Annotated in this window: 17 protein-coding genes and 1 pseudogene; 7 read left to right on the forward strand and 11 right to left on the reverse strand. The window is 66.6% G+C overall.

The window, feature by feature from the left end; genetic code table 11:
• Positions 1-29 precede the first annotated feature (29 nt).
• Both BJF87_RS08735 and BJF87_RS08740 read right to left on the reverse strand, forming a co-directional pair.
• Positions 30-1,864, reverse strand: a pseudogene (locus BJF87_RS08735) (dynamin family protein).
• Between the two features lie 34 nt (positions 1,865-1,898).
• Positions 1,899-3,293 (reverse strand): dynamin family protein, encoded by a 1,395-nt coding sequence (locus BJF87_RS08740; protein ID WP_075862947.1) that lies wholly within the window; start codon positions 3,291-3,293, stop codon positions 1,899-1,901.
• Positions 3,294-3,508: 215 nt separating this feature from the next.
• On the opposite strand from BJF87_RS08740, the gene BJF87_RS08745 reads away from it, so the two are divergent.
• The 4 genes from BJF87_RS08745 to BJF87_RS08760 all read left to right on the forward strand — a co-directional run bounded on the left by BJF87_RS08745 (position 3,509) and on the right by BJF87_RS08760 (position 5,999).
• The gene (locus BJF87_RS08745) at positions 3,509-3,880 is read left to right on the forward strand and encodes a hypothetical protein (RefSeq protein ID WP_006358256.1); all 372 of its coding nucleotides are present in this window, start codon (positions 3,509-3,511) and stop codon (positions 3,878-3,880) included.
• A 2-nt stretch (positions 3,881-3,882) separates the two neighbouring features.
• On the forward strand, positions 3,883-4,437 hold the full coding sequence (locus BJF87_RS08750) for an RNA polymerase sigma factor (protein ID WP_075862948.1): 555 nt from the start codon (positions 3,883-3,885) through the stop codon (positions 4,435-4,437).
• A gap of 230 nt (positions 4,438-4,667) precedes the next feature.
• On the forward strand, positions 4,668-4,991 hold the full coding sequence (locus BJF87_RS08755) for a hypothetical protein (protein WP_006358254.1): 324 nt from the start codon (positions 4,668-4,670) through the stop codon (positions 4,989-4,991).
• Positions 4,992-5,060: 69 nt separating this feature from the next.
• Positions 5,061-5,999 (forward strand): helix-turn-helix domain-containing protein, encoded by a 939-nt coding sequence (locus BJF87_RS08760; RefSeq protein ID WP_075862949.1) that lies wholly within the window; start codon positions 5,061-5,063, stop codon positions 5,997-5,999.
• A gap of 87 nt (positions 6,000-6,086) precedes the next feature.
• Here BJF87_RS08760 and BJF87_RS08765 read toward each other — a convergent pair whose 3' ends face one another.
• Positions 6,087-6,965, reverse strand: a complete 879-nt coding sequence (locus BJF87_RS08765) for an endonuclease domain-containing protein (protein ID WP_075862950.1) — start codon at positions 6,963-6,965, stop codon at positions 6,087-6,089.
• A 118-nt stretch (positions 6,966-7,083) separates the two neighbouring features.
• Here BJF87_RS08765 and BJF87_RS08770 point away from each other — a divergent pair, with 118 nt between their 5' ends.
• Genes BJF87_RS08770 through BJF87_RS08780 form a run of 3 tightly spaced genes read left to right on the forward strand, consistent with a single transcriptional unit; the run spans position 7,084 to position 9,703 of the window.
• Complete coding sequence (locus BJF87_RS08770) at positions 7,084-7,461, forward strand: VOC family protein (RefSeq protein ID WP_075862951.1); 378 nt, start codon at positions 7,084-7,086, stop codon at positions 7,459-7,461.
• 26 nt (positions 7,462-7,487) lie between these two features.
• Positions 7,488-8,711 carry a glutaminase A gene (gene glsA / locus BJF87_RS08775; protein WP_075862952.1) on the forward strand — a complete coding sequence of 408 codons (1,224 nt, stop codon included), beginning with the start codon at positions 7,488-7,490 and terminating at the stop codon, positions 8,709-8,711.
• The gene (locus tag BJF87_RS08780) at positions 8,711-9,703 is read left to right on the forward strand and encodes an alpha/beta hydrolase (protein ID WP_042375546.1); all 993 of its coding nucleotides are present in this window, start codon (positions 8,711-8,713) and stop codon (positions 9,701-9,703) included. Before glsA ends, BJF87_RS08780 begins: the two co-directional genes overlap by 1 nt.
• A gap of 66 nt (positions 9,704-9,769) precedes the next feature.
• Here the strand turns inward: BJF87_RS08780 and BJF87_RS08785 are convergent, their stop codons facing one another.
• The 8 genes from BJF87_RS08785 to BJF87_RS08820 form a co-directional block, all read right to left on the reverse strand.
• Complete coding sequence (locus tag BJF87_RS08785; protein WP_006358248.1) at positions 9,770-13,726, reverse strand: DNA-directed RNA polymerase subunit beta'; 3,957 nt, start codon at positions 13,724-13,726, stop codon at positions 9,770-9,772.
• A gap of 38 nt (positions 13,727-13,764) precedes the next feature.
• The gene (locus BJF87_RS08790) at positions 13,765-17,253 is read right to left on the reverse strand and encodes a DNA-directed RNA polymerase subunit beta (protein ID WP_042375549.1); all 3,489 of its coding nucleotides are present in this window, start codon (positions 17,251-17,253) and stop codon (positions 13,765-13,767) included.
• Between the two features lie 347 nt (positions 17,254-17,600).
• A complete protein-coding gene (locus BJF87_RS08795; protein ID WP_035753262.1) occupies positions 17,601-18,503 on the reverse strand; it encodes a hypothetical protein in 903 nt (300 codons plus the stop codon).
• Complete coding sequence (locus tag BJF87_RS08800; RefSeq protein ID WP_006358245.1) at positions 18,503-19,186, reverse strand: hypothetical protein; 684 nt, start codon at positions 19,184-19,186, stop codon at positions 18,503-18,505. The genes BJF87_RS08795 and BJF87_RS08800 overlap by 1 nt, the downstream gene beginning before the upstream one ends.
• A gap of 93 nt (positions 19,187-19,279) precedes the next feature.
• The gene (locus BJF87_RS08805; protein ID WP_075862953.1) at positions 19,280-20,521 is read right to left on the reverse strand and encodes an MCE family protein; all 1,242 of its coding nucleotides are present in this window, start codon (positions 20,519-20,521) and stop codon (positions 19,280-19,282) included.
• Positions 20,518-21,855 carry an MCE family protein gene (locus BJF87_RS08810; protein WP_006358243.1) on the reverse strand — a complete coding sequence of 446 codons (1,338 nt, stop codon included), beginning with the start codon at positions 21,853-21,855 and terminating at the stop codon, positions 20,518-20,520. The genes BJF87_RS08805 and BJF87_RS08810 overlap by 4 nt, the downstream gene beginning before the upstream one ends.
• On the reverse strand, positions 21,855-23,219 hold the full coding sequence (locus BJF87_RS08815) for an MCE family protein (protein WP_006358242.1): 1,365 nt from the start codon (positions 23,217-23,219) through the stop codon (positions 21,855-21,857). The genes BJF87_RS08810 and BJF87_RS08815 overlap by 1 nt, the downstream gene beginning before the upstream one ends.
• Complete coding sequence (locus BJF87_RS08820) at positions 23,219-24,304, reverse strand: MCE family protein (RefSeq protein WP_006358241.1); 1,086 nt, start codon at positions 24,302-24,304, stop codon at positions 23,219-23,221. Before BJF87_RS08820 ends, BJF87_RS08815 begins: the two co-directional genes overlap by 1 nt.

Consider the following 24,304-nt stretch of genomic DNA (forward strand, 5'->3'; position numbering starts at 1 on the left):
AGGCACATGGTTACACAACTGACCGGCGTTCATCCGGTGGGCGCCCGGAGGACCCGGGCGATCGCTTTGCGGACGTTGTCGACCGCCACGATCTGGGTGCGCAGATCGGCGGCGGTCTTCTCCCGGTCGGCGGCCGACTTCTTGGCCTCGACCGCGGCGTCGTTGATGATCTTCGCCGACTCGGCGAGGAGTCGTTCCAGCAGTTCGTCGTAGGCGATCTGCAGGTCGCGCTCGCCTCGGACTTGATCGACTGCAGTTGCGACCGCACGTCGGCCTTCATGTCGTTGACCGCCTTGGTCAGCCACTTGCGGTGGTTCTCCTTGCCGACCTTCGACGCCCGGAAGCCGACCACCACCCCGGCCCACACGGGCACGGCCACCACGTTGACCACCGGGATGATGGCCAGCGGTCCGCCGGCGGCGACGATCGACAGGAGCACCGGGTCGACCATGTTCTTCCACGGCGAGATCTTCTCCTGCTCACGCAGCTTGAGGTCGGACACATTGCCGGAGATCCGGTCGACGAGTTCGCCCGAGATGGTGGCGTCGGCGAAGAGGTTGTCCGCGATCCGCTCGATCCCGGCGACGAAGAACGCACTGACCTCGCGGGCGGCGGCCTCGAGGTCGACGGTCATCTGCCCGATCAATTCCTGTCCGGCGCGGTGCGGTTCGTAGAAGCGGAGCTTGTCGATGCGCGTCGACCACTGGCCGAGGAGTTTGTCGAAGCGGTCGCGGATCAGGTCGTCGGTCTGCAACGACGCGGCGGTGATGTCCTGGTTGAGCCGCGCGCGCCACTCGCGTCGTCGATCCTTGAGGCGCTGCAACCGATCCCGTTCGGCCTCGATGTCGGCGCGCTCGGCGGGGGTCGCAGTGGCCGCCTTCATCTCCAGAACCAGGCGTTTGCGGACATCGTCGAGGCCGGAGAAGGTCAGCTGCAGCGCATTGCGTTCCGGCGAGGCCGCACCTTCGGCGACCAGCGGCGTGAGGGCGTCGACGAGTTCGGGGATGCCCGACGCGGCGAGGGCACGTTCGCGGCGTTCGGGATCGGTGATGGCGGCGGCCTGCTCGGCGATGCGGTTGGAGATGCCGATGATCGGGATGTGCGCGAAGCGAGGCGCATTGGCACCGATGAGTTTCCGGTTCTCGGCGACGATCGTCCGCCACTGCCGCATCACCAGATCGGTCTTCGTGACCACCAGGACCACCGAGGCGACCTCCTCGCTGACGCTGCTGAGGAAGGCGAGTTCGGGGGCCGACAGCGGTGCCGTCGCGTCGCACACCATCACGAGCACCGAGGCGCCGCGGGCCGCACTGACCGCGGCTTCGACGTGTTCGGGAACCAACGATCCGACGCCGGGGGTGTCGACGATCGTGACGCCCGGGAGCAACGGCGAGTCGATCCCGACGCGCGCCGAGACCGGCGGCACGAGAACGGAATCGACTGCGGTGCCGGGCGCGAGGCGTTCGGCGGGAACCCCAGCGGCGTAGTGACCGCCGACGGTGATCCAGTCGGCGAGGTCGGCGACCGGGATGCGATGGGTGGCACCAGGGAACTCGATGAGTGCCGAATTGACCGGCAGGTCCTCGGTCGCGGGGGTGAACCGGACGTAGACCGAGGTGGTGATCTCGGTGTCGACCGGAGCCAGTCCGTTCACACCGACGAGGGTGTTGACGAGAGAGCTCTTGCCGCGGCTGACCTCGCCGATCACCACGACGGTGCCCTGCGGTGCGGGCCGGTCCGTCACGCGGAGAGCACGGTCGGCGATGGCGTCCTCGCCGTGCTTGCGCAGCATGTCCACGGCGGCTCGCAGCGTGGCGTCGGGGGTGGGGACCGCGGACTTGGCGGGCGCCTTCTCGAGACTCACTGCCCCGCTCCTCGTTTCACGACTGTTCCCCGGCTCATGTGGTCCACCGCCCACGGCGCACCAGCTGATAGGTCTGTTCGAGAACCAGCAACGCCTCCTTCTCGGCGGATGTCGCGGCGAAGGCCCGTCGCGTGCGGCAGTCGGTGGCCCGTTCCTTCGCGGCGTCGGCGATCTGCGGTGGCGCGGCATTGGGCGGCAGCGACAACAGCAGGCGCACATCGCGACTCGCGACCACGAGGGTCAGCTCGCCGATGAGGTCGCTGTCGGGTTGCCAGCGGGCGAGGGCCTCGAGCGCGGCGACCTCGCGCAACCGGTGCAGTTCGGGAGCGGTCTCGGCCTCCTCGATCGCCTCCAGGAAGGCATCGCGGCGCGTACTGCGATACGCGGCCTCGCGTAGTTCGGCCAGTGCGGTGCGGGCCTTGAGGATGTCGCCGACCGCGAGGAAGCGTCGTCCGATCGCGAGGCGCAGTTCGTCGATGCCCGAGACCCGGTGCAGCCATTCGCAATACGCGCGCGCACCCTGGCGGGCGACGTCGGCGCCGGCATCCATCGCGTAGGTACCGACCAGTTCTTCGAGTCTGCCCAGCAGGTCGACGTCGAGTCCCGGTGGTGGCGGCGCCGCGCCGTCGAGGATGGTCAGCAACTCCCAGGATTCGAGGAGTCCGCGACGGGAGATCTGTGCGGTCTCCCGTTCGGTGACGCCGCAGACCCCGGCCTCGGCCATGAGTCCCGACACTGCGACCACTGCACCCGCGATCGCCGGGAACCGCCGCCAGACGCGTCGGGCGATCTCCTGCGCCTTGAGCATCGGGTTGTCCGCGGCGATCAGGTCGGCGTGGGAGATGACCAGGATCGTGTTCTGCGCCGACGCCCCGGCGTCGGCGAGGAACTGCACCTCGTCGGACTTGGGACCCGCCGCGTCGTCGAGGAAGAACAGGATGACGTCGGGTCGCGGCAGCCGACCCTCCCCGGAGAAGACGCGGCGGGTGGCGATCTCGGCGGTGTCGGTGAACCCGGACAGCCCGGGGGTGTCGATGACCCGGAATCGCTCGCGGAGCAGGCGGGACGGGGTGTAGACGACGGCGTGGTCGATGTCCTCGGGTCTCCGTCCGAGGTCGCCGCGCATGGTTCCGGGGATCTCGGTGACGGTGCCGTCGAGGCCGACGACCTCGACGCGCTGCGGGTTGCCCTCGGTGTACAGGGCGGCGACCTTCGTGCACTCGGCGCGGTCGGTGGGTGCGACACGGTCGCCGACGAGTGCGTTCAGCAGCGTCGACTTGCCGGCGCTGACACGTCCGACGAGCGCGACGGTGAGCGGGTTCGCCAGTTGCGCGCGCAGGGAACCGATCAGCGCGGGATCGGCTGCGAGCGGGGTGACCTCGTCGAGCAACTGCTCCACGCGACCCCGCACGGTCAGGTGTTGCTCCACTGATAGGTCCTCCAGTTCACGGACATCGCCTCGTGACGTTGCGCCGTTTCCGATTCTGCGCCGTGTCGGTGCCGCCGGGAACATTTCCGCGTCGTCGACACTCCAAGTCACGTGACGAGAATTGTCCATTACCGTCGACGCCCTGACAGTCGACCGGATGACGGTATCCGGGCCGACGCCGCGTGCGTCGCAGATCCGAGCAGGAGTCGAACACCATGACCGATAACACCACCAGTTGGGACGACCCGCTCGACGGGGACGACTTCGAGTCCTGGCTACGCGAGAGCGATCCGCCGAGCGAGCTGGCCGTACCGGCCACGACCTGGGATTCTGCGGTGGAGACCGCCTTTGATCCATCCCACGAACTGACCGAGGACCTGACCGCCGCGCCCGGACCGGGCCCGCTCGACGAGGAATCGTCCGACGGCTCCCCCGATGCCGAACTCGTGGGATTCGACGACGATCTCGGTGGAGACCTGGACGCCACCCTCGACACCCCAGACGCCTTCGGCAGCGACGACGACGCCGGCGACGAGTCATTCGGGGGAACGACTTTCGACGACTCGGCCCTCGGTGACGACTTCTGAGGATGGACACTTCTGAGGTGCATTCGTTGACCGACGAATCCGATCCGGGCGCAGACCTTCTCGAGCATGCGCGCTCCGGCGACCCACAGGCCTTCACCATGCTCGTCGAACAGCACCGGGACCGGTTGTGGGCCATCTGTTTACGCATCACCGGCAACCAGCACGACGCCGAGGATGCCCTCCAGGACGCATTGGTCGCCGCGTGGCGCGCGATCGGAAGCTTCCGGGGCGACGCGCAGGTGTCGACATGGCTGTACCGGATCGGATCGAATGCGGCGCTCGCGCGCATCCGCAAACGATCCGACGCCGACGACATCGACGACCACGACCCGGTGAGCTCGCTCGACGTCGCGCAGCAGGTCGTCGTGTCCGATCGCATCCAGGAGGCGTTGTCGCAGGTCCCGGACGCCTACCGGGCCACTTTCGTGCTGCGGGTCTACGGCGAGCTGAGCTATTCGGAGATCGCCGAGGCGCAGGGTATCGGCCTGCAGACCGTGCGCAGCCGCATCTCGCGGGCACGGTCCGTCCTCGCGGACCTGCTTGCGGATCTGCGATAGCAGTCGTTGCCCTCCGCTAACGAATTACGCTCTGTCCGAGCACGTTTCAGCCACCTGAATTCTGGGTTGACCACCTGGTGCGCGATTACGCTCATCCTCGTGCTCATCGGCGGCCAGGTCATCTCATCGGATGATCGACTCCTCCCAGGGAACAAACACCGCCGAGTTCGTCTCCAAGTAACCAGAGCACGAAAATCCATCACCCACAGCATTCCCTGGAAGGAAACATCATGAGCGAGATCCCCGAAGACGCAGTACTCGTCGACACCGACGGCGACGGCACCATCGACGCCGCCCTGACCGACGTGGACGGCGACGGCGTCACCGACGCCGTCCTCGACACCGACGGCGACGGCCAGGCCGATTCCATCGCCTACGACACCGACTCCGACGGCGAGATCGACGTCATCGAGGCCGACACCGATGGAGACGGCTACACCGACCTCGCGGTCGCCGACACCGATGGCGACGGCACCTTCGACACCGCGGTCGACGACGAGGGCAACGTCGAGGTCGGCGACTTCGGCAGCATCGACGGCGGCGACGCGGTCTGACAGTCCACTCCTCGAAGGAATCCCGGTCGCGCATCGCGGCCGGGATTTCGCCCTTTCTAGACTGTCCGAGTGCGAACCGACCTGAGCAAGTTGGCCGACCCCGATCGCGGAAACATCGGATCCCTGGAGTTCGCCATACCGGTGTGGGCGACCGCGACCGCGCTGGTCCTCGTCCTGATGGTGGCCTGGCTCTTCGGGTCCGTCGCGAAGTGGCTGTTGCGTCGACGGGCACGGCTGAACACGACCACCTGCATGGTGCTCTCGATCGTCGGCACTGCCGTCGGCTTGTTCATCGCCGGCGCCGTCGACCACCGCATGGACATCTGGAGCCCGGTGACCATCGTGCTCGGACTGGTGAGTTCGATCGTCGCGGTCGGCGCCTACGCGTTGATCGCGGCTCGGCTGCAGACCCCGACCGATATCTCGGTCGCCGAGATCCTGGAGTCCGGCGAATCCGAACGGGTCGAGTTCAAGTCGACCGCCCGCATGAACCTGCGCACCAAGCAACGCGATCCCGCACTCGAGGCGGTGATCGTCAAGACGGTGGCCGCATTCCTCAACTCCGACGGCGGGAACCTGCTGATCGGCGTCGACGACGACGGCACTCCCCTGGGTCTCGACGCCGATTTCACGTTGCTCCGCCAGCCCGACGCCGACCGGTTCGAACTGTGGCTGCGGGACCTACTCACCACGATGCTCGGTCAGAGCACCGCCGCCGAGGTGGGCATCTCTTTCGAGAAGATGGCTCGTCCCTCTGGAGACGCCGACTCCGAGGGCCCTGCGGAGGCGCTGGTGTGCCGGGTGGAGTGCACCCCGTCGCCGCGCCCGGTCTATCTGCGCGGCACGAAGAACAACGCCGTGCCCGAGTTCTGGGTGCGCGCAGGCAACTCCAGCCGGCAACTGAACGTCGACCAGGCCGCCGAATACGTCATGTACCGCTGGCCGCTCGGCGTCGGACGCGCGGTGGCGGCCCAGGTCCAGGCCGCCGTGCGGTTCTCGGCCGTCTGACCACCGCCCAGACGCAACGCGCCACTTGGCGGACGAAAACTCGTCCCCCTGAGCCGTATTCAAGGGCAGATTGCCCTCCGACCACGCTCAGGGGGACGGGATTTCACGACGCCTCGGGTCCTCCTCGCGTCTGATGCGATGACGGTCGGGTCGTGTGACGGCTCTGATGTCCTCGAGAACGCTCTCCCAGTCGTAGAGAACGTCGTCATAGGTGACACGCACCGTCATCCAGCGATCGATCAGAGTCATCCGGTCACGACGACGATCGTTCCGAAATGCTTCTGCGCTCGAGTGGTATTGCCGACCATCGCATTCGATCAGCAGCGAACCCACGCGCAAGTCCGCCCGCTCGTGTCCGCCGATGGAGGGCTGGACCGCCACCTTGAACCCAGTGGCGACCAGTCGAACACGCGCGATCGATTCCGTGCCGGACTGAGATCGTGCATCGCAGCGTCCGAACAATTCCATCACTGCCTTCGTCACCCCGCCCATGTCTGCCTGGATGTCGGGGATGGTCAGCTGGGTCTGGTTCAGGATGGAATCGACGGTCGCGACCCAGTCCTCCGGTTCAAGACAGCGCGCCGCGCAACCCAGCGCGATCGGGATCGAATCGACCGCGGACACCACCGGAAGAGGCCGACCATAGCCCTGACACCACCGAAAAGGTCCGGTCGGTCGGGCTCCGGACTTCCGGTGTTTGGGCCGGCGAACGTGGGTCTCCTGGTATCCCGGAGGTACCCAGATCCCCTCGGAACCGTGTGTTCTGTGAAACCGGAGCGCAGAAATGCACGATAACGCGCCACCTGCGGCCACCGCCGAGACCGCTCGGTCGTCGGCGCCCTCCGCACTCACCCAACCGTGCGCGACAGAACTGAGCCGGCCCGCACGGCGGGCTTCGGCCACCTCCGCCCGTGACCAGCCGTTCGCCAGTAGTTCGCTGAGTGGGTAGACGCCGCAATCTGACATATGTCTTGGACGCGCCGCTTCCACTTCCGGTTGCGCGACTTCGGAAAGAGGACCGAAACCGTCCTCGATGCCTGGGACCGTGGTTTCAGAGCACACGACCACGACATCAGGAGGAACCGTGAACTGGACACTCGAAGTCGTCACCCTGCCCGTCAGGGACGTCGATCGCACCAAGGCGTTCTACGAGTCGATCGGGTTCAACCCCGATCACGACCACACCGTGAGCGACGAGATCCGCTTCGTCCAGATGACCCCGCCCGGGTCGAACTGCTCGATCGCGTTCGGCAAGGGCATCACGGATCGAGCGCCCGGGACCACCGGCCCGCTCATCATCTGCGTCACCGACATCGACGCCGCCCGCGAACAGCTGCTCGCCGCGGGTGTCGAGGCCAGTGAGGTCGACGTCCAGCCGTGGGGTCACTTCGTCTACTTCACCGACCCGGACGGCAACCAGTGGTCGGCGCAGTACCTGCCCTACCGAGACAACGCCGGCTGACACGATCGACGCAGCTACGGTGGGATATGCGATCCCCCATCGACGACTATCTCCATCAGGTTCTCCAGGACTGTCGTGACGACGACGCCGGGGACGTCATGTCCGGCAATCGTGAACTCGAACGGGCGGATCCGTCGTCCTTCGGCATCGCGCTGGCCACCGTCGACGGGACCGTCTACACCGCCGGCGACGCCGACCACGAGTTCGCCATGCAGTCCATCGCCAAGCTGCCCGCCTACGCCCTCGCGTTGCGGGACCGGGGACTCGACGGCGTCCTCGACCGCGTCGACACCGAACCGTCCGGCGATGCCTTCAACGAGATCTCCCTCGAAGCCGAGACCGGCCGCCCCCGCAACGCACTCATCAACGCCGGCGCCATCGCAGTCCACGGCATGGTCGACGGCGACAGCGCCACCGAACGGGTCGACCGCATCGCCGACCTCGTGAGCACCCTCGCCGGGCGCGAACTGTCCATCGACAACGACGTCCACTCCGCCGAACTCGCCTCCGACGATCACAACACCGCCCTCGCCTACCTGCTGCGATCCGCGGGCAAGCTCGAATACGAACCCGACGAGGTCGTCGACGGATACGCCGCACAATGCGCGATCAAGGTCAGCTGCCGCGACCTCGCGATCATGGGGTCGGTCCTCGCCAACGGCGGGCTGTCCACCACCAATGACGACGAAAGCCTCCTCGAAGGCTGGATCACCCGGCACCTGTTGTCGGTGATGGCCACCTGCGGCATGTACGACGGCAGCGGCAGCTGGATGGCCAAGGTCGGAATACCCGCGAAAAGCGGTGTGAGCGGGGCGATCTTGGGAGTTCTCCCCGGTCAGGTCGGAGTCGCGGTGTGGTCGCCACGACTCGACGAGCAGGGCAACAGCGTGCGCGGCGTCGCCGTGTTCGAAAGGCTCTCCCACGACATGGAACTGCACATGATGCACGTCGCGCCGTCAGGCATGCCGGCATTGCGCTCGGTCCACGAAGACAATGGTGCGACGGTCGTCGAACTCCAGGGCGACGTGCGCTTCGCGGGTGCCGAGATCATCGCAAGCCGTGCGTGTGAGGGCTTTTCGACCGACAAGGTGATCATCGACCTCACCCACGTCCGTGTCATGGACGACGCCGCCCGCGGACTGCTGCGCGAGGTCGCCAAGCGCCTGGGTGACGACCACGACACCCACATCGAGGACCCGAACGAACTGATGGACGAAGGCCCCGACGACCAGGACACCGACGAGAAATGATGAACCCGACACGGTTCCGCGTGCCCTGGATCGCAACCCTCGCCGCCATCGTCGTGCTCCTCGGGGTGACACCGGCATCCGTTCCGGCCGCGCCGGCCACGCGTCCCGTGGACGTGTCGTCGTCTGTGGCCACCGAATGCGCGGGCAAACCCGTGCGGGTCGACGCGCGATGGTATTTCCCCGCCGGCCGGCCCACCGCTCTCGTCTGGCTCCAACACGGCTTCTCCCGTAGCGCAGCGAATCTCGACGCCCTGGCGCGCTCCTATGCGAACTCAGGCTTCCTCGTCGTGAGCCCGACACTCGACTCGGTGAACCTCGGCGGGTGCGCCGTCGCGTACAACATCGCCGACAACGCGGCCTTCGCCCGCACCATCGGCGGGGTGTTCGGCTCGGGCCGCGACGCCGACAGCCCGCTCGGTGCCAGTCTCGTCCGGGCACGGGACGCCGCCCACCGGCCCGACGTGACGATGCCGTACCGGATGGTGTTCGCCGGGCATTCGGCCGGCGGCGAGTTCGTGGTGGTCGCGGCCGACGCACTCCGCCGAACGGACCCGGTCGCCTACCGGCGCCTGGCGGGACTCATGCTGTTCGACCCCGTCAACTCCTTCTTCGGCGACCACTTCTCCTCCGCCGCAGCATCTCTCGGTGCCGAGCGGGTCCCGATCCGGGTGATCGCCTCGCAGCCGTCGGTGTCCAACTCCTTCGAGTCCGGGGTGGCCGTCCTCGAGCGGACGACCCGGCAGGAGTTCCTCGGCTCGCGACTGGTCACCGGCATCCACATCGATGCCGAAGGCGAGTCCACCGACCTGATCGGTGAACTGTCCGAACTCGCCGTGCCGCGTCCGCGAAACGGCCGGGTCATCCGCACCCTGGCCACCGGATGGTCGTCGGACATGGTGGCCGGCACCGTGACCCCGACCTACTACCCCGGCGGACGCTACTACGACCTCCTCCTCTCGACCCGCACCGTCACCACCCTCCCCGTGCGCTGAGACACCCCGGACAGCGAAAAGCCCTCGCACTCAACGAGTGCGAGGGCTTTTCAGCTGAAGTACGGCTTACCGGTATTCGTTGGAGAAACCGTAGTCGTCCAGCGGCACCGCAGCGCCGGCCGGAGCACCGAAGGTGCCGTCCGGGCTGTAGTAGGTGTCGTCGTAGGACGGCACCGCGTAGGCCGCGGCACGTGCCTCTTCGGTGGGCTGAACCTGGATGTTGCGGTAACGGTTGATACCGGTACCGGCCGGGATCAGCTTACCGATGATCACGTTCTCCTTCAGACCGATCAGCTTGTCGCTGCGGCTGTTGATCGCCGCGTCGGTCAGGACACGCGTGGTCTCCTGGAACGACGCCGCCGACAGCCACGACTCGGTCGCGAGCGAGGCCTTGGTGATACCCATGAGCACCGGACGTCCGGCTGCGGGCTCGCCACCCTCGGTGACCACCTGACGGTTGGCCGCCTCGAACTCGGCACGCTCGACGAGCGAACCGGGCAGGAACTCGGTCGCACCGTGATCGATGATCGTCACGCGACGCAGCATCTGACGAACGATCGTCTCGATGTGCTTGTCGTGGATCGACACACCCTGGCTGCGGTAGACCTCCTGGACCTCGTTGACCAGGTGGATCTGCACCTGACGGGGACCCATGACACGCAGGACCTCGTGCGGGTTGGCCGAGCCCTCCATGAGCTGCTGGCCGACCTCGACGTGGTCACCGTCGGCGAGGAGCCGCTCGGTTCCGTCGTCGTGCTTGAACACGCGCAGACGCTGACGCTTCGAGATCTTGTCGATGACGACCTCTTCGGAACCGTCGTCCGGGATGATCGTGATCTTGTAGAAGCGGTCGTCGTCCTCGAGGCGAATCCGGCCCGAGACCTCCGCGATCGGCGCGACGCCCTTGGGGACGCGGGCCTCGAAGAGCTCCTGGACACGAGGCAGACCACCGGTGATGTCGTCACCGACGCCACCCTGGTGGAACGTACGCATCGTCAGCTGGGTACCGGGCTCACCGATCGACTGGGCCGCGATGATACCGACGGCCTCACCGATGTCGACGAGCTTGCCGGTGGCCATCGAACGGCCGTAGCAGTGCGCACACACACCGGTGCCGGTGGCACAGGTGAGGACCGACCGGACCTTGACCTGGGCGATGCCGGCCGCGAGGAGAGCCTCGATGGCCGGGTCGCCGAGATCGTGGCCGCGCTCGACGACGACGTTGCCGTCGGCGTCGACCGCGTCGGCGGCCAGGGTGCGTGCGTACGCCGAGGTCTCGACATGCGCGTCGCGGATGATCGAGCCGTCCGGCTGCTTCTCACCCAGCGGCACGTTGATGCCGCGCTCGGTGCCACAGTCGGTCTCGCGAACGATGACGTCCTGCGACACGTCGACCAGACGACGGGTCAGGTAACCCGAGTCGGCGGTACGGAGAGCCGTGTCCGCCAGACCCTTACGGGCACCGTGCGTGTTGATGAAGTACTCGGCGACGGTCAGGCCCTCGCGGAACGAGGACTTGATCGGACGCGGGATGAACTCACCCTTCGGGTTGGTCACCAGACCCTTCATGCCCGACAGGTTACGAACCTGCGTCAGGTTACCGGTGGCACCCGACTTCGGGATCATGATGATCGGGTTGTCTTCGGGGTAGTACTCCTCCATGGCCTTACCGACTTCTTCGGTGGCCTGCTTCCAGATCTCCACCAGTGCGTCGCGACGCTCGTCCGGCGTGAGGGCACCGCGCTGGAACTTGCGCTCCAGGCCGTCGGCGCGCTCCTCGTAACGGTCGAGGATCTCCGCCTTCTGCGGCGGCACGAGCACGTCGGCCATCGACACGGTGACGCCCGAACGGGTGGCCCAGTAGAAGCCGACGTCCTTGAGCTTGTCGACGGTCTGGGCGACCACGATCATCGGGTAGCGCTCGGCGAGATCGTTGATGATCGCGGCCTGACGCTTCTTCGGCATCTGCTCGTCGACGAACGGGTACTCGATCGGCAGCAGCTCGTTGAAGAGCACGCGGCCCAGCGTGGTGATGGTGGTCCACGGCTGACCGAAACGCCATCCTTCGGGGAACAGCTCGGCCTCGACCTCGGCCGGCGGACGCTGACCGGTCAGACGCACCTTGATGCGCGACTGGACGGTGAGCTGACCGCGGTCGACGGCCATGATGGCCTCGGCCGGGCTCGAGTAGACACCGCGTTCGATGTCGTCGGCGGTCGCCGGGGTGTACTCGCCTTCCGCACCCTCCTTGAGGGAGGTCAGGTAGTACAGACCGGTCACCATGTCCAGACGCGGCATGGCGAGCGGGCGGCCCGATGCCGGCGACAGGATGTTGTTCGACGACAGCATCAGGATGCGTGCCTCGGCCTGCGCCTCCGCGGACAGCGGGAGGTGCACGGCCATCTGGTCACCGTCGAAGTCGGCGTTGAAGGCCTCACACACGAGCGGGTGCAGCTGGATGGCCTTGCCCTCCACCAGCTGCGGCTCGAAGGCCTGGATGCCGAGGCGGTGCAGCGTGGGTGCACGGTTCAGCAGAACCGGGTGCTCGGAGATGACCTCTTCGAGGACGTCCCACACCGCGGGGCGCTGACGCTCGACCATGCGCTTGGCCGACTTGATGTTCTGGGCCTGGTTCAGGTCGACCAGACGCTTCATCACGAACGGCTTGAACAGCTCGAGAGCCATCAGCTTCGGCAGACCACACTGGTGCAGCTTCAGCTGCGGGCCGACGACGATGACCGAACGGCCCGAGTAGTCGACGCGCTTGCCGAGGAGGTTCTGACGGAAACGACCCTGCTTGCCCTTGAGCAGATCGCTCAGGGACTTCAGCGGGCGGTTGCCCGGGCCGGTGACCGGACGGCCACGACGGCCGTTGTCGAACAGGGCGTCGACCGACTCCTGCAGCATCCGCTTCTCGTTGTTCACGATGATCTCGGGGGCACCGAGGTCGATCAGACGCTTGAGGCGGTTGTTGCGGTTGATGACGCGGCGGTACAGGTCGTTCAGGTCGGAGGTCGCGAAGCGGCCACCGTCGAGCTGAACCATCGGACGCAGCTCCGGCGGGATCACCGGCACGGCGTCGAGGACCATGCCCAGCGGCGAGTTGCCCGACTGCTGGAACGCGGCGACGACCTTCAGGCGCTTGAGAGCACGGAGCTTCTTCTGGCCCTTGCCGCTGCGGATGGTCTCGCGCAGCGACTCGGCCTCGGCGTCGATGTCGAAGGTCTCGAGGAGCTTCTTGATCGCCTCGGCACCCATCGAACCCTGGAAGTACTCGCCGTAGCGCTCTTCGAGCTGGCGGTACAGCTTCTCGTCGATGATGAGGTCGCCCGGGGCGAGCTTGACGAACTTGTCCCAGATCTCCTCGAGACCGTCGAGCTCACGCTGAGCGGAGTCGCGCATACGACGCATCTCGCGCTCGGCACCGTCGCGCACCTTGCGGCGCACGTCGGCCTTGGCACCCTCGGCCTCGAGCTCGGCGAGATCCTGCTCGAGCTTCTGCTGACGCTCGTTCAGGTCGGCGTCGCGCTGATCGGCGACGGCCTTCTTCTCGACCTCCATCTCGGCCTCGAGGGTCGAGAGCTCGTTGTGACGCAGTTCGTCGTCGACGGCGGTGATCACGTAGGCGGCGAAGTAGATGATCTTCTCGAGATCCTTCGGCGCCAGGTCGAGCAGGTAGCCCAGCCGGCTCGGCACACCCTTGAAGTACCAGATGTGCGTGACCGGTGCGGCCAGTTCGATGTGGCCCATGCGCTCACGGCGCACCTTGGCCTTGGTCACCTCGACGCCGCAGCGCTCGCAGATGATGCCCTTGAAGCGGACGCGCTTGTACTTACCGCAGTAGCACTCCCAGTCGCGGGTCGGTCCGAAGATCTTCTCGCAGAACAGGCCGTCCTTCTCGGGCTTGAGCGTGCGGTAGTTGATCGTCTCCGGCTTCTTGACCTCACCGTATGACCAGTTGTGGATGTCGTCGGCCGTGGCCAGGCCGATCTTCAGTTCGTCGAAAAAGTTGACGTCGAGCACTTGTTACCTTTCCAGAGCTCTGTTGTCAGTGGTGAGGATCAGTTGGCGAGGTCGTCGACGGTTGCCGACTCGTTGCGCGACAGGTTGATTCCGAGGTTGGCAGCAGCGCGCTCCAGGTCCTCGTCGTCGGTGTCGTGCATCTCGATGGCGGCACCGTCGGAGCTGAGCACCTCGACGTTCAGGCAGAGCGACTGAAGTTCCTTCAGAAGCACCTTGAACGACTCGGGGATACCCGGTTCCGGGATGTTCTCGCCCTTGACGATCGCCTCGTAGACCTTCACGCGGCCCACCACGTCGTCCGACTTGATGGTGAGCAGCTCCTGCAGGGTGTAGGCGGCGCCGTACGCCTGCATCGCCCAACACTCCATCTCACCGAAGCGCTGACCACCGAACTGCGCCTTACCACCCAGCGGCTGCTGGGTAATCATCGAGTACGGACCGGTCGAACGAGCGTGGATCTTGTCGTCGACCAGGTGGTGCAGCTTGATGATGTACATGTAGCCGACCGCCACGGGGTACGGGAACGGCTCGCCGGAACGACCGTCGAACAGCGTCGCCTTGCCGTCGCCGTTGACCATGACCTCGCCGTCGCGGTTGGGCAGCGTCGAGGACAGCAGTCCGGTCAGCTCCTCCTCACGCGCACCGTCGAACACCGGGGTGGCGGTGTTGGTGTCGGGCTCCGCCGAGTACATGTCCTCGGGCAGGTTCGAGGCCCACTCCGGGACGCCCTCGGCCACGTTGATGTTCCAGCCGGCCTTGGCGATCCACCCGAGGTGGGTCTCCAGGATCTGGCCGATGTTCATACGACGCGGGACACCGTGGGTGTTCAGGATGATGTCGACCGGGGTGCCGTCGGGCAGGAACGGCATGTCCTCCTGAGGGAGGATCTTGCCGATGACGCCCTTGTTGCCGTGACGACCGGCGAGCTTGTCGCCGTCCTGGATCTTGCGCTTCTGGGCCACGTAGACGCGGACCAGCTCGTTGACGCCCGGCGCGAGATCGTCGTCGTCGTCGCGGCTGAACACGCGCACGCCGATGACCTTGCCGGTCTCGCCGTGGGGCACCTTCAGCGAGGTGTCGCGAACCTCACGGGCCTTCTCACCGAAGATGGCACGCAGCAGACGCTCTTCCGGGGTCAGCTCGGTCTCGCCCTTCGGGGTGACCTTGCCGACCAGGATGTCGCCGTCGCGGACCTCGGCACCGATGCGCACGATGCCGCGCTCGTCGAGGTCGGCGAGGACCTCGTCGGAGACGTTCGGGATGTCCCGGGTGATCTCCTCGGCACCGAGCTTGGTGTCGCGGGCGTCGATCTCGTGCTCCTCGATGTGGATCGAGGTCAGGACGTCCTCTTCCACGAGGCGCTGCGACAGGATGATCGCGTCCTCGTAGTTGTGGCCCTCCCACGGCATGATCGCCACGAGCAGGTTCTTGCCGAGCGCCATCTCACCGTTCTCGGTGCAGGGGCCGTCGGCGAGGACCTGGCCGGCCTCCACGCGCTGGCCCTCGTCCACGATCGGACGCTGGTTGGCGCAGGTGCCGTGGTTCGAACGCGCGAACTTGCGCATCCGGTAGGTGTCACGGGTGCCCTCGTCGGACATGACGGTGATGTAGTCGGCCGAGACCTCTTCGACCACACCGGTCTTGGACGACACGATGACGTCACCGGCGTCGACGGCGGCACGGAGCTCCATACCGGTACCGACCAGCGGCGACTCGTTGCGCACCAGCGGCACGGCCTGACGCTGCATGTTCGCACCCATCAGGGCGCGGTTCGCGTCGTCGTGCTCGAGGAACGGGATCATCGCGGTCGCGACCGACACCATCTGGCGCGGCGAGACGTCGAGGTACTCGACATCGGTGGCGCCCACGAACTCCACCTCGGAGCCCTTCTTGCGCACCAGCACACGCTCGTCGGTGATACGGCCGCTGCCGTCGAAGTTGGTGTTGGCCTGACCGATGAGGAAGCGATCCTCCTCGTCAGCGGTCATGTACTGGATCTCGTCGGTGACGACACCGTCGACGACCTTGCGGTACGGGGTCTCGATGAAACCGAACGGGTTGACCCGTGCGTACACCGAGAGCGAACCGATCAGACCGATGTTCGGACCCTCAGGGGTCTCGATCGGGCACATACGGCCGTAGTGCGACGGGTGGACGTCGCGCACCTCGAGGCCGGCACGCTCACGACTCAGACCGCCCGGGCCCAGCGCCGACAGACGACGCTTGTGGGTCAGACCCGACAGCGGGTTGTTCTGGTCCATGAACTGCGACAGCTGGCTGGTGCCGAAGAACTCCTTGATCGCCGCCACGACGGGACGGATGTTGATCAGGGTCTGCGGGGTGATCGCCTCGACGTCCTGGGTGGTCATGCGCTCACGCACGACACGCTCCATACGCGAGAGGCCCACGCGGATCTGGTTCTGGATCAGCTCGCCGACGGTACGCAGACGACGGTTGCCGAAGTGGTCGATGTCGTCGACCTCGACGGGAACCTCCACACCACCGGGGACGGTCATGTAGGTGGTCGTGTGCGGGTCGGCCTCGTGCAGACGCACCAGGTACTCGACGGTCGCGATGATGTCCTCGCGGGTCAGGGTCGACTCGCCGGTCATCGGGTTGCCCGTCAGACCCAGCTTCTTGTTGACCTTGTAGCGGCCCACACGGGCGAGGTCGTAGCGCTTGTCCTTGAAGAACAGGTTCTCCAGGAGGTTCTCCGCGGACTCCTTGGTCGGCGGCTCACCCGGACGCAGCTTGCGGTAGACCTCGAGCAGCGCCTCGTCCTGGTTGGCGGTGTTGTCCTTCTCCAGGGTCGACATCATGATCTCGGAGAAGCCGAAGCGCTCGGTGATCTCCTCGGTGGTGAAGCCGAGGGCCTTGAGCAGCACGGTGACCGGCTGACGGCGCTTGCGGTCGATACGCACACCCACGGTGTCGCGCTTGTCGACGTCGAACTCCAGCCACGCACCGCGACCCGGGATCACCTTGACGGTGTGCAGGGTCTTCTCGGTGGCCTTGTCGATCGCGGCGTCGAAGTACACGCCGGGGCTGCGGACCAGCTGGCTCACCACGACACGCTCGGTGCCGTTGATGATGAAGCTGCCCTTGTCGGTCATGATCGGGAAGTCGCCCATGAAGACGGTCTGCGACTTGATCTCACCGGTGTTGTTGTTGATGAACTCAGCGGTGACGAACAGCGGCGCCGCGTAGGTCATGTCCTTGTCCTTGCACTCCTCGACGGAGGCCTTGACCTCGTCGAAGTGCGGCTCGGAGAACGACAGGGACATCGACCCGGAGAAGTCCTCGATAGGGGACAGCTCGTGGAGGATGTCCTCCAGCCCGCCCGTCGGGTTCTCTTCTCCGCGGGCGATCGCCTTGGCGCGCCACTCCGGGGACCCGACGAGCCATTCGAAGGAATCGAGTTGGAGGTCGAGGAGGCCGGGAACCTCCAGCGGCTCGCTGATCTTTGCAAACGACGCGCGATGCGGCGCGCCGGGGATTGTTGAGGTGGACTGGCGGTTGACTGCCAAGATGCGTCCTTCCAACACGACGTTATTCACAACCTAGATGTGCGGTGGCTTGATGGGCCGTTCGCTGGTGACACCCTGAGATCGGCGATCACCGCAGCACACACATACAAGGAGTGGCCGAAGAAGGATCGATAGATGGACAGGAGGCAGCCAGCGCAACGTCCAACTGTAGCAGAAAATAGACGTCCTTTGTCAAGTCCGTCGAGAAACGATTTCGCACGGGTGGCTGCCTGCACGTCAATCGCTGGTCACAGCCTGGCCTGACAACGCCGAAACGTCAAGCGGTACGCGCCAATTTCGCGAACTTGTCCCCGGAGTCGTCCGACCGCCTGGCGGTCACGCCCGGATCAGAAGGGCTCGACGCCCTGGATCCGCCACGTGTCGCCCTCCTTGACCATGGCGAACTGCGCACGCGGGGCACCGCTGTTGGTGGCCATGCTGTTCTGCGTCTCGCTGATGATCATGTTCGCGATCACGGTCGCGTGGGCGCCGTCGCCGCCGCCGGTCAGATCCTTGACGCCGAGGGCGTCGACCCGGCACTCGGCACCGGTCTTGGTCTGGGTGATCAGGTCCTTCTGCGCCTTGAAGGTCTTGTCGAACTCTTCCCGCGCCTGACCGGTCAACGCATCCTGGGCACGCTTCTGCCAGGCGTCGAGTTCGGTGTGCTCGTAACCGAAGATCGCGCAGATCCGTTCCTGTGCCTGCCCGGTCAACTGCGACGTGGCCTCCTGGTCGACGAAGGCTTTGTTGGGACCCACGTCGGCACCGGGATGGAAGGCGAGGACCACGGCGACGATGCCGAGGACCACCGCGGCCGCGGCGAGGATCGCCGCGAGCGGGGCCGCACGCTTCTTCCTGCCCTCGGCACTCCCCTGCCGGCCGGGCCGGCCCATCGGGCGGTTCGACGAGGTGTCCTCATCGGTTCTGCCGGCTGCGCTGGGACGCAGGGTCGAGACCCGGGAGACGGGCCTGGTCTTCGGCTTGGTGAGGTCGGGCTTCGCGGGGGCGGTGTCGGTGTCGGCGGCGTCGACGGAGCTCGAGGTGTCGTCACCGGACCCTTCGTGGCTCGTCGACTCGCTCCGCTCGCCCGGCCCGGCGGCTTTCGCTCCTTGCACCTCAGGGAGCGCGGGTGCCGACGCATCGACCTCGGGGGCATCGGGTGTCTGCCCGGGCTGCGTGGCACGGGTGTGTCCGGCGACCTTCGGCGTCGGACGACGCTTGCCTGCGGGCTTCTTCGGGTTCTGGGCCATCAGTTTCCGCCTCCCGGTGCCGGCGCGGGCGCCTGTCCGTTACCCGACTGTCCCGCGTCGGCGTAGGCGATGCCTTCCAGGCCGAGGAGGTTCTCGGCCTTCCAGGTGTCGCCGTCCTTGATCATGCTGACGTCGAATCCGCGCGTCTCGTCGACGCCGGGCTGGCCGGGCCGCTCGAGGGTCGTGATGACGTAGACGAGGACCTTCGCCTTGCCCTCGTCGGGGTTGACCTCGCTCGGCGCGCTGCGCACCAGGCGGGCGCTCAGCTTGGCGGCGTCCGGGCCGGCATTCGACAGCATGTCGAGGACGCTCCCGTCCTTGCCGCCGAGCACCTCGTTCTTGGCCTTGCCGGTCAGCGACGCCTCGGCGCGCTCCCGGAAACCGTCGAGGTCGGCGGGATCGATCGTGGTGATGTTGAGGACGGCCTGTTCGGCCGCCTGGGTCGCGTCGTCACGCGTCTGCTGCGCCGGGTACTGGTTGGCATAGACGTCGTAGGCACGCACTCCGAACACGGCCACGCACACCACCGCCGCGATCACCGCGACGATCGCCAGCGCAAGCGGCGCGACGCCTGCGAGCCGCCTCAGCGCGGGTCGGGTGCCGGTGTTCTTCTCGGTCGGACCTGCATCCGGATCGGTCGAGCCGGTCGATGCAGAACCTGTGGGTTCGGGGGTGCCAGTCATAGCAGAAGACACTGTATAGATCGCTCCTGAGCGCAGGCCAAGGCCCGAGTGTCCGCACGAAGCGGAACCGGAGCCCTGGAAGGCCTGCGTCGTCTACTTGGGCCGCACGCCGAGCAGCGCTGCGAGCTGCTGGGCCAGCGGGTTGAGGTTCAGCTTGTCGGGGTCCTTCTTCGGCGTGGAATCCCACGGCTGCGGGTACGCCGGGTTGGCGTACTTCGCACGCTCCGCACTGCGCACACCCGTCGGGTTGCCCAGCGGCACAGTGCACTTGGCCTCCGTGTTGAACGGGAAGTCGTCGTAGTGCTTGTCGAAGTTCGGGTTCTTGCGCCGCATCTCCGCCATGATCGCGTCGGTGCCGCCATAGCCCCGCGTACAGGCCGCCGGGTTGTTGGTCTCGAGGACGACGCCGAAGTGGATCTGGCCGTCGCCGGGTGCCGGTGAGTGGCTGCCCGCCGACAGAGCGGAGAGCATCGCGAAGGTCGTCGAGATGTTGTAGGTCGCCGGCTCGATGGTGCGGGACACCTCGGCGAGATCCTTCACCACCTTGGAGATGTCGTTGCCGTTCTTCTGGATCAGCTCGGAGATCTGCGTGGCCGACAGCGTGCCGGTGGTGAGCAGACGTCGGAGGTCGGGGTCGGAGCTCGCGAGGGTCGCGGTGACCAGGTCGAGGTTCCGCGACCACGTGAGGATCGCATCCGACTGGTCTGCCTGCGTGGCGAGCACGACATTGGAATCCTGGATGAGCGAGACGACCTCGGGCAGGTTGTCGACGCCCGCGCGCGACAGCTTGCCGAGCGAATCGACCAGGCGGGTGAGGTTCTCACTCTGACCGTTGAACGCCTTGCCGAGTTCGGTGATGACCGTGTGCAGGTCGTCGACCGGGATCGACGAGGTGAAGTCGATGGCCGACTTCACGACGTCCTCGAGCGGCTCGGGCAGCTGGTACTTGGTGATGACGTCGCCCGCCTTGAGGTACGGACCCGACGAGGTCGTCGGCTGCAGGTCGACGTACTGCTCACCGATCGCCGATCGCGAGGCGACGACGGCGGTCGCCGACGCCGGGATGTCCGGGCCGCCCTTGTCGATGTCGAGCTTCACGTCGACGCCGGACTTGGTCAGCGTGAGTCCGCCGACGCGCCCCACCGGCACACCCTGGTAGGTGACCTCGGCGTTGGTGAAGATGCCGCCGGAGTCGGGCAGCTGCGCGGTGACCGAGTACATGCCGACGCCGGCCAGCTTGTCGAGTCGCGCGTACTTCGCGCCCACATAGACCAGCGCCACCAGGCCGACGACGACGAACACGATCAGCTGGATCTTGACGAGCTTGCTGATCATCGTCCTGCTCCTGTCGGTGCCTCAGGGGTCTGCGACTTCGGCGCCAGACCCATCGCCGCGAGCGGGCCGTCGAGAACGCCCTGTCCGGGTTTGGCGGGTGTGGGCATCGGGCCGGCGCCGTCGGCGGACCGGGAGAACGATGCCGCCGGGTAGCGACCGCCGGACGGCGGGGTGTTCGGTCCGGGACGCCAGTTAGGGCCGGGCGGCAACAGGGTGATCGTCGGCCAGCCGTAGCGCGGTCCGTTGCCGTTGTAGTACGGGTTCCGCGGATCGACAGGCACCTTCACCCGGGCCGGGGGCGAGTACTTCGGTGTCCCCTGCCCCACGCCGAGCGCCTCGAGCTGGTTGAGGAGCCGGAGGTCCAACGTCATGAACAGGTTGGTCGAGTCGCCCTTGACACCGGGCAGCAGCCAGTCCGGGAACGGATGGGTCAGGACCAGCGGTGCGGCGGTGATCGCATCGGGCGCAGCAGCGGCGAGCTGGGTGAGCACGGGACGCAGTGCCTTGAGGTCGTTGATCAGCGCCTTGCGCGACTTGCCGAGCACGTCGGTGCCGACCTGACCGAGCTGGTCGAGCTTGGTCAGCAGGTCGACGAACTGCGGACGCTGCTCCTCCAGCACCTCGATGCCCTCGGGCAGCTGCTTGAGGATGCGGTCGATCTGATCGGTCTGCGCCGCGGTCCGTTCGGACAGGTCGGCGAGGCCGTCGATCGCGCCGATGATGTCGTCACGCTGGCGGTTGAGGCCGGCGATGAGCTTCTCGGTCTGGTCGATGAGGTCGCGGACCTTGCCGGCCCGGCCGTCGAGCGTCTTGTTCAGCTCGGTGACGATCGGCTGGATCTGGTTGATGCCGCCGCCGGTCAGCAGCAGCGCCAGCGCTCCGAGAACCTGCTCGATGTCGGTCGCGGTACGGGTTCGCGACGTGGGGATCGGCTGGGCCGGGTTCTGCCGCGGCGCGTCGGCGCTGCCGTCCGGCTCGGACAGGGACACGAACTTCTCGCCGAGCAGCGAGGTCTGCTGAACGCTCGCCTCGGCCTTGTCGGACAGGTCGACCTCGTTCTTGACCTCGACCGTGACCTGGGCGAACCACTGGTCATCAGGCACCTCGACCGCGGTCACGCGGCCGACGGGGATGCCGTCCCGCTTGACCATCGACTGGGGCACCAGGTCGAGCACGTCGTCGAACTGGATCTTGTAGGTGCGTGCGTTGTCGCCGGTGTCGACGCCGCCGGGTAGCGGCAGCGACTGGATGCCGTTGGACATACAACCCGACACCAGCACGGTCAGCGACAGGACCGCACCGGCCAGCGTCATCCGCATGGTGCGTCGGTTCATCAGTTGCCTCCCCGAGGACGTGGGGTGGTCGACTTGGTGGTCGACGACGATGCGGGTGCGCGTGCCGCCGGCGGCGCGGGAGTCCGCGACGACGGGGTTCCGATCTCGGGATCCGGGTTACCGGGAACCGTGCCGGGCACGGGCGCCTTCTGCAGCTTGTTGTTGCTCATGATGCCGAAGGGCAGCACGGGCAGCAGCGGCTCGAGCACACCGTCGGTGATCTGCTTGCCGAGCGCCTCACACTGGCTGATCAGCGGACGCAGCGTGTTGCTGAACTGCGTGGCCTGCGGGTTGCCCGGGAGCAACTGACCGAGGTCGAGCAGGCGGCACTGCGCACCGATCAGGTCCTGCAGATCCGGGATCGTCAGGCGCATCGACAGGGTTCCCGACTCCGCGTCGTAGGCGTTGATCAGATTGCTGATGGTGATCGGCAGGACGGTGAGGACCTCTTTGAGGTTGTTCTTCTCGTCGAGCAGCGCCTGCGTCGTCGGCTGCAGGTCCTTGACGGTCTCGCCGATCTGCTCGCGGTTGTCGTCGAGGAACTCCGCCACGTCGCCGAGGGCGAACGACAGCTTGTTCAGGGCCGACGCGAGCTGGTCGCGTTCGCCGGCGAGGAACTTGTTGAACGACGCCATCTGCGTGTTGAACTGCCGCACCTGGGCATCGTTCTCGCGCAGCGCGCCGACGAAGGTGTTGAGGTTCTTGACGGTGTCGAAGAGGTTGCCCCGCGAATCGCTGAGGGTCGTGGTGGCCTTCGACAGGTTCTCGATGGCCTCGCCGAGCTTCTCGCCGTTGCCCTCGAGGTTGGCGGCACTGGTCGCGACGAGTTCGCTCACCGCGCCCTGGCGGCCGGTGCCGTCCTGCTTGTTGGCGCCGTCGGGACCGAGCGCGTCCGACAGTTCCTTGACGCTGCGATACAACTCGTCGACCTCCACCGGAACCATCGTCTGGTTCACATCGAGGGTGATGTCGCGGGAGGCCTTCGGTCCGCCGGAGTAGGCGGGGGTCAGCTGGATGTAGCGGTCGGCAACCACGGACGGGATCACCTGCACGGCACGGACGTCCTCGGGCAGCGTGATGCCGCGGTCGACGGTCATCGTCACCTTCACGGTGTCGCCCTGTGGAGTCACCGAGTCGACCTTGCCCACGGCGACGCCGAGGATGCGCACGTCGGAACCCTCGTAGATGCCGACGGAACGCTTGAATGTCGCGGTGATCTTGGTGGTCCCCATCGAAGAGAACACCCACCACAGCGCGCCGGCGACAACCAGCGCGATGATCAGCCCGAGGACGAGCGCCACGATGTGGCGCGGTGTGAACCACCGGCCGGGACCGGAGGTCTGTGTGAGGTCTGGCGCGGTCATCAGCCTGCCTCCGTTCCGCCGTTGTTCTGTTCCAGCGTCTTCTTGTTCGGCGGACGTGTGGTGTTCTGTTGCGGCAGGGCCGGCGGCAGGAGGTTCACCACGGTCGACTCGAGCCAGCGGCCGTTGCCGAGCGCGTTGGCGTAGAGCCGGTAGAACGGCGCCATGTACTTGATCGAGTCCCGGATGTTCTGGTTCTGACGCTGCAGCAGTTCATTGACGCCCTTCAGCGCGTCGAGCGCCGGCCCGATCTGCTCCTCGTTGTCGCGCACGATGCCGGTGAGCGAGTCGCCGAGGCTCGTCGTGCTCGCGAGCAGCGCGGAGATGGCCTGCTGCCGGTTGTTGAGCTCGTCGAGGAGCTGTCCCGCACCGCCGATGAGGCGCACGAACTCCTCGTTGCGGTCGGCCAGCAGCTTCGACGTGTCCTTGGTGGCGGCGAGGAGCTTCTGCACCTCCTGGTCGCGGCTGGCGATCGTGTTGGACAGACGCGCCAGCCCGTCGAGCGCCGGACCGGTGGTGCCCGCGGTGCCCGAGAAGGCGTCGGAGAGCACGCGCATCGACTCGGCCAGCTGGTCGTTGTCGAAGTCCTCGATCTGATTCGCGGCGGCCGAGAACGCCTCGATGACGTCGTACGGGGCGACCGTGTCGGTCAGCGGGACGTCGGGATCGGCGGGCTCGCTGCCGCGCGGGTTCAGCGACAGGAACTTCTGACCCAGGATCGTCTTGATCTGGATCGACGCCTGCGTCTGGTCGCCGATCCAGGTGTTCTCCACCTTGAAGGTCACGTCGACCTTGTCGCCGTTGAGCTTCACCGCGTCGACCTCACCGACCTTCACACCGGCGACGCGCACCTCGTTACCGGGCTTGAGCCCGGCGGCCTCGGAGAACTTCGCGGTGTAGCGGGCTCCGGCACCGAGCAACGGGACGTCGGTCAGGTAGAACGCGCTGAGTCCCAGCATCATCAGGATCAGGATGCCGATGGCACCGATGCTCACCGGACTGCGTCGACCACCGAACCGGCGATGGGGGTGCTTCTTCGGCGCATCCGCCCGGGCTGCGTCGTCCTGGTTGTCGTTCTGGTCTGCCAT

Source organism: Gordonia sp. CNJ-863, from assembly GCF_001942325.1.
Classification (GTDB): domain Bacteria; phylum Actinomycetota; class Actinomycetes; order Mycobacteriales; family Mycobacteriaceae; genus Gordonia; species Gordonia alkanivorans.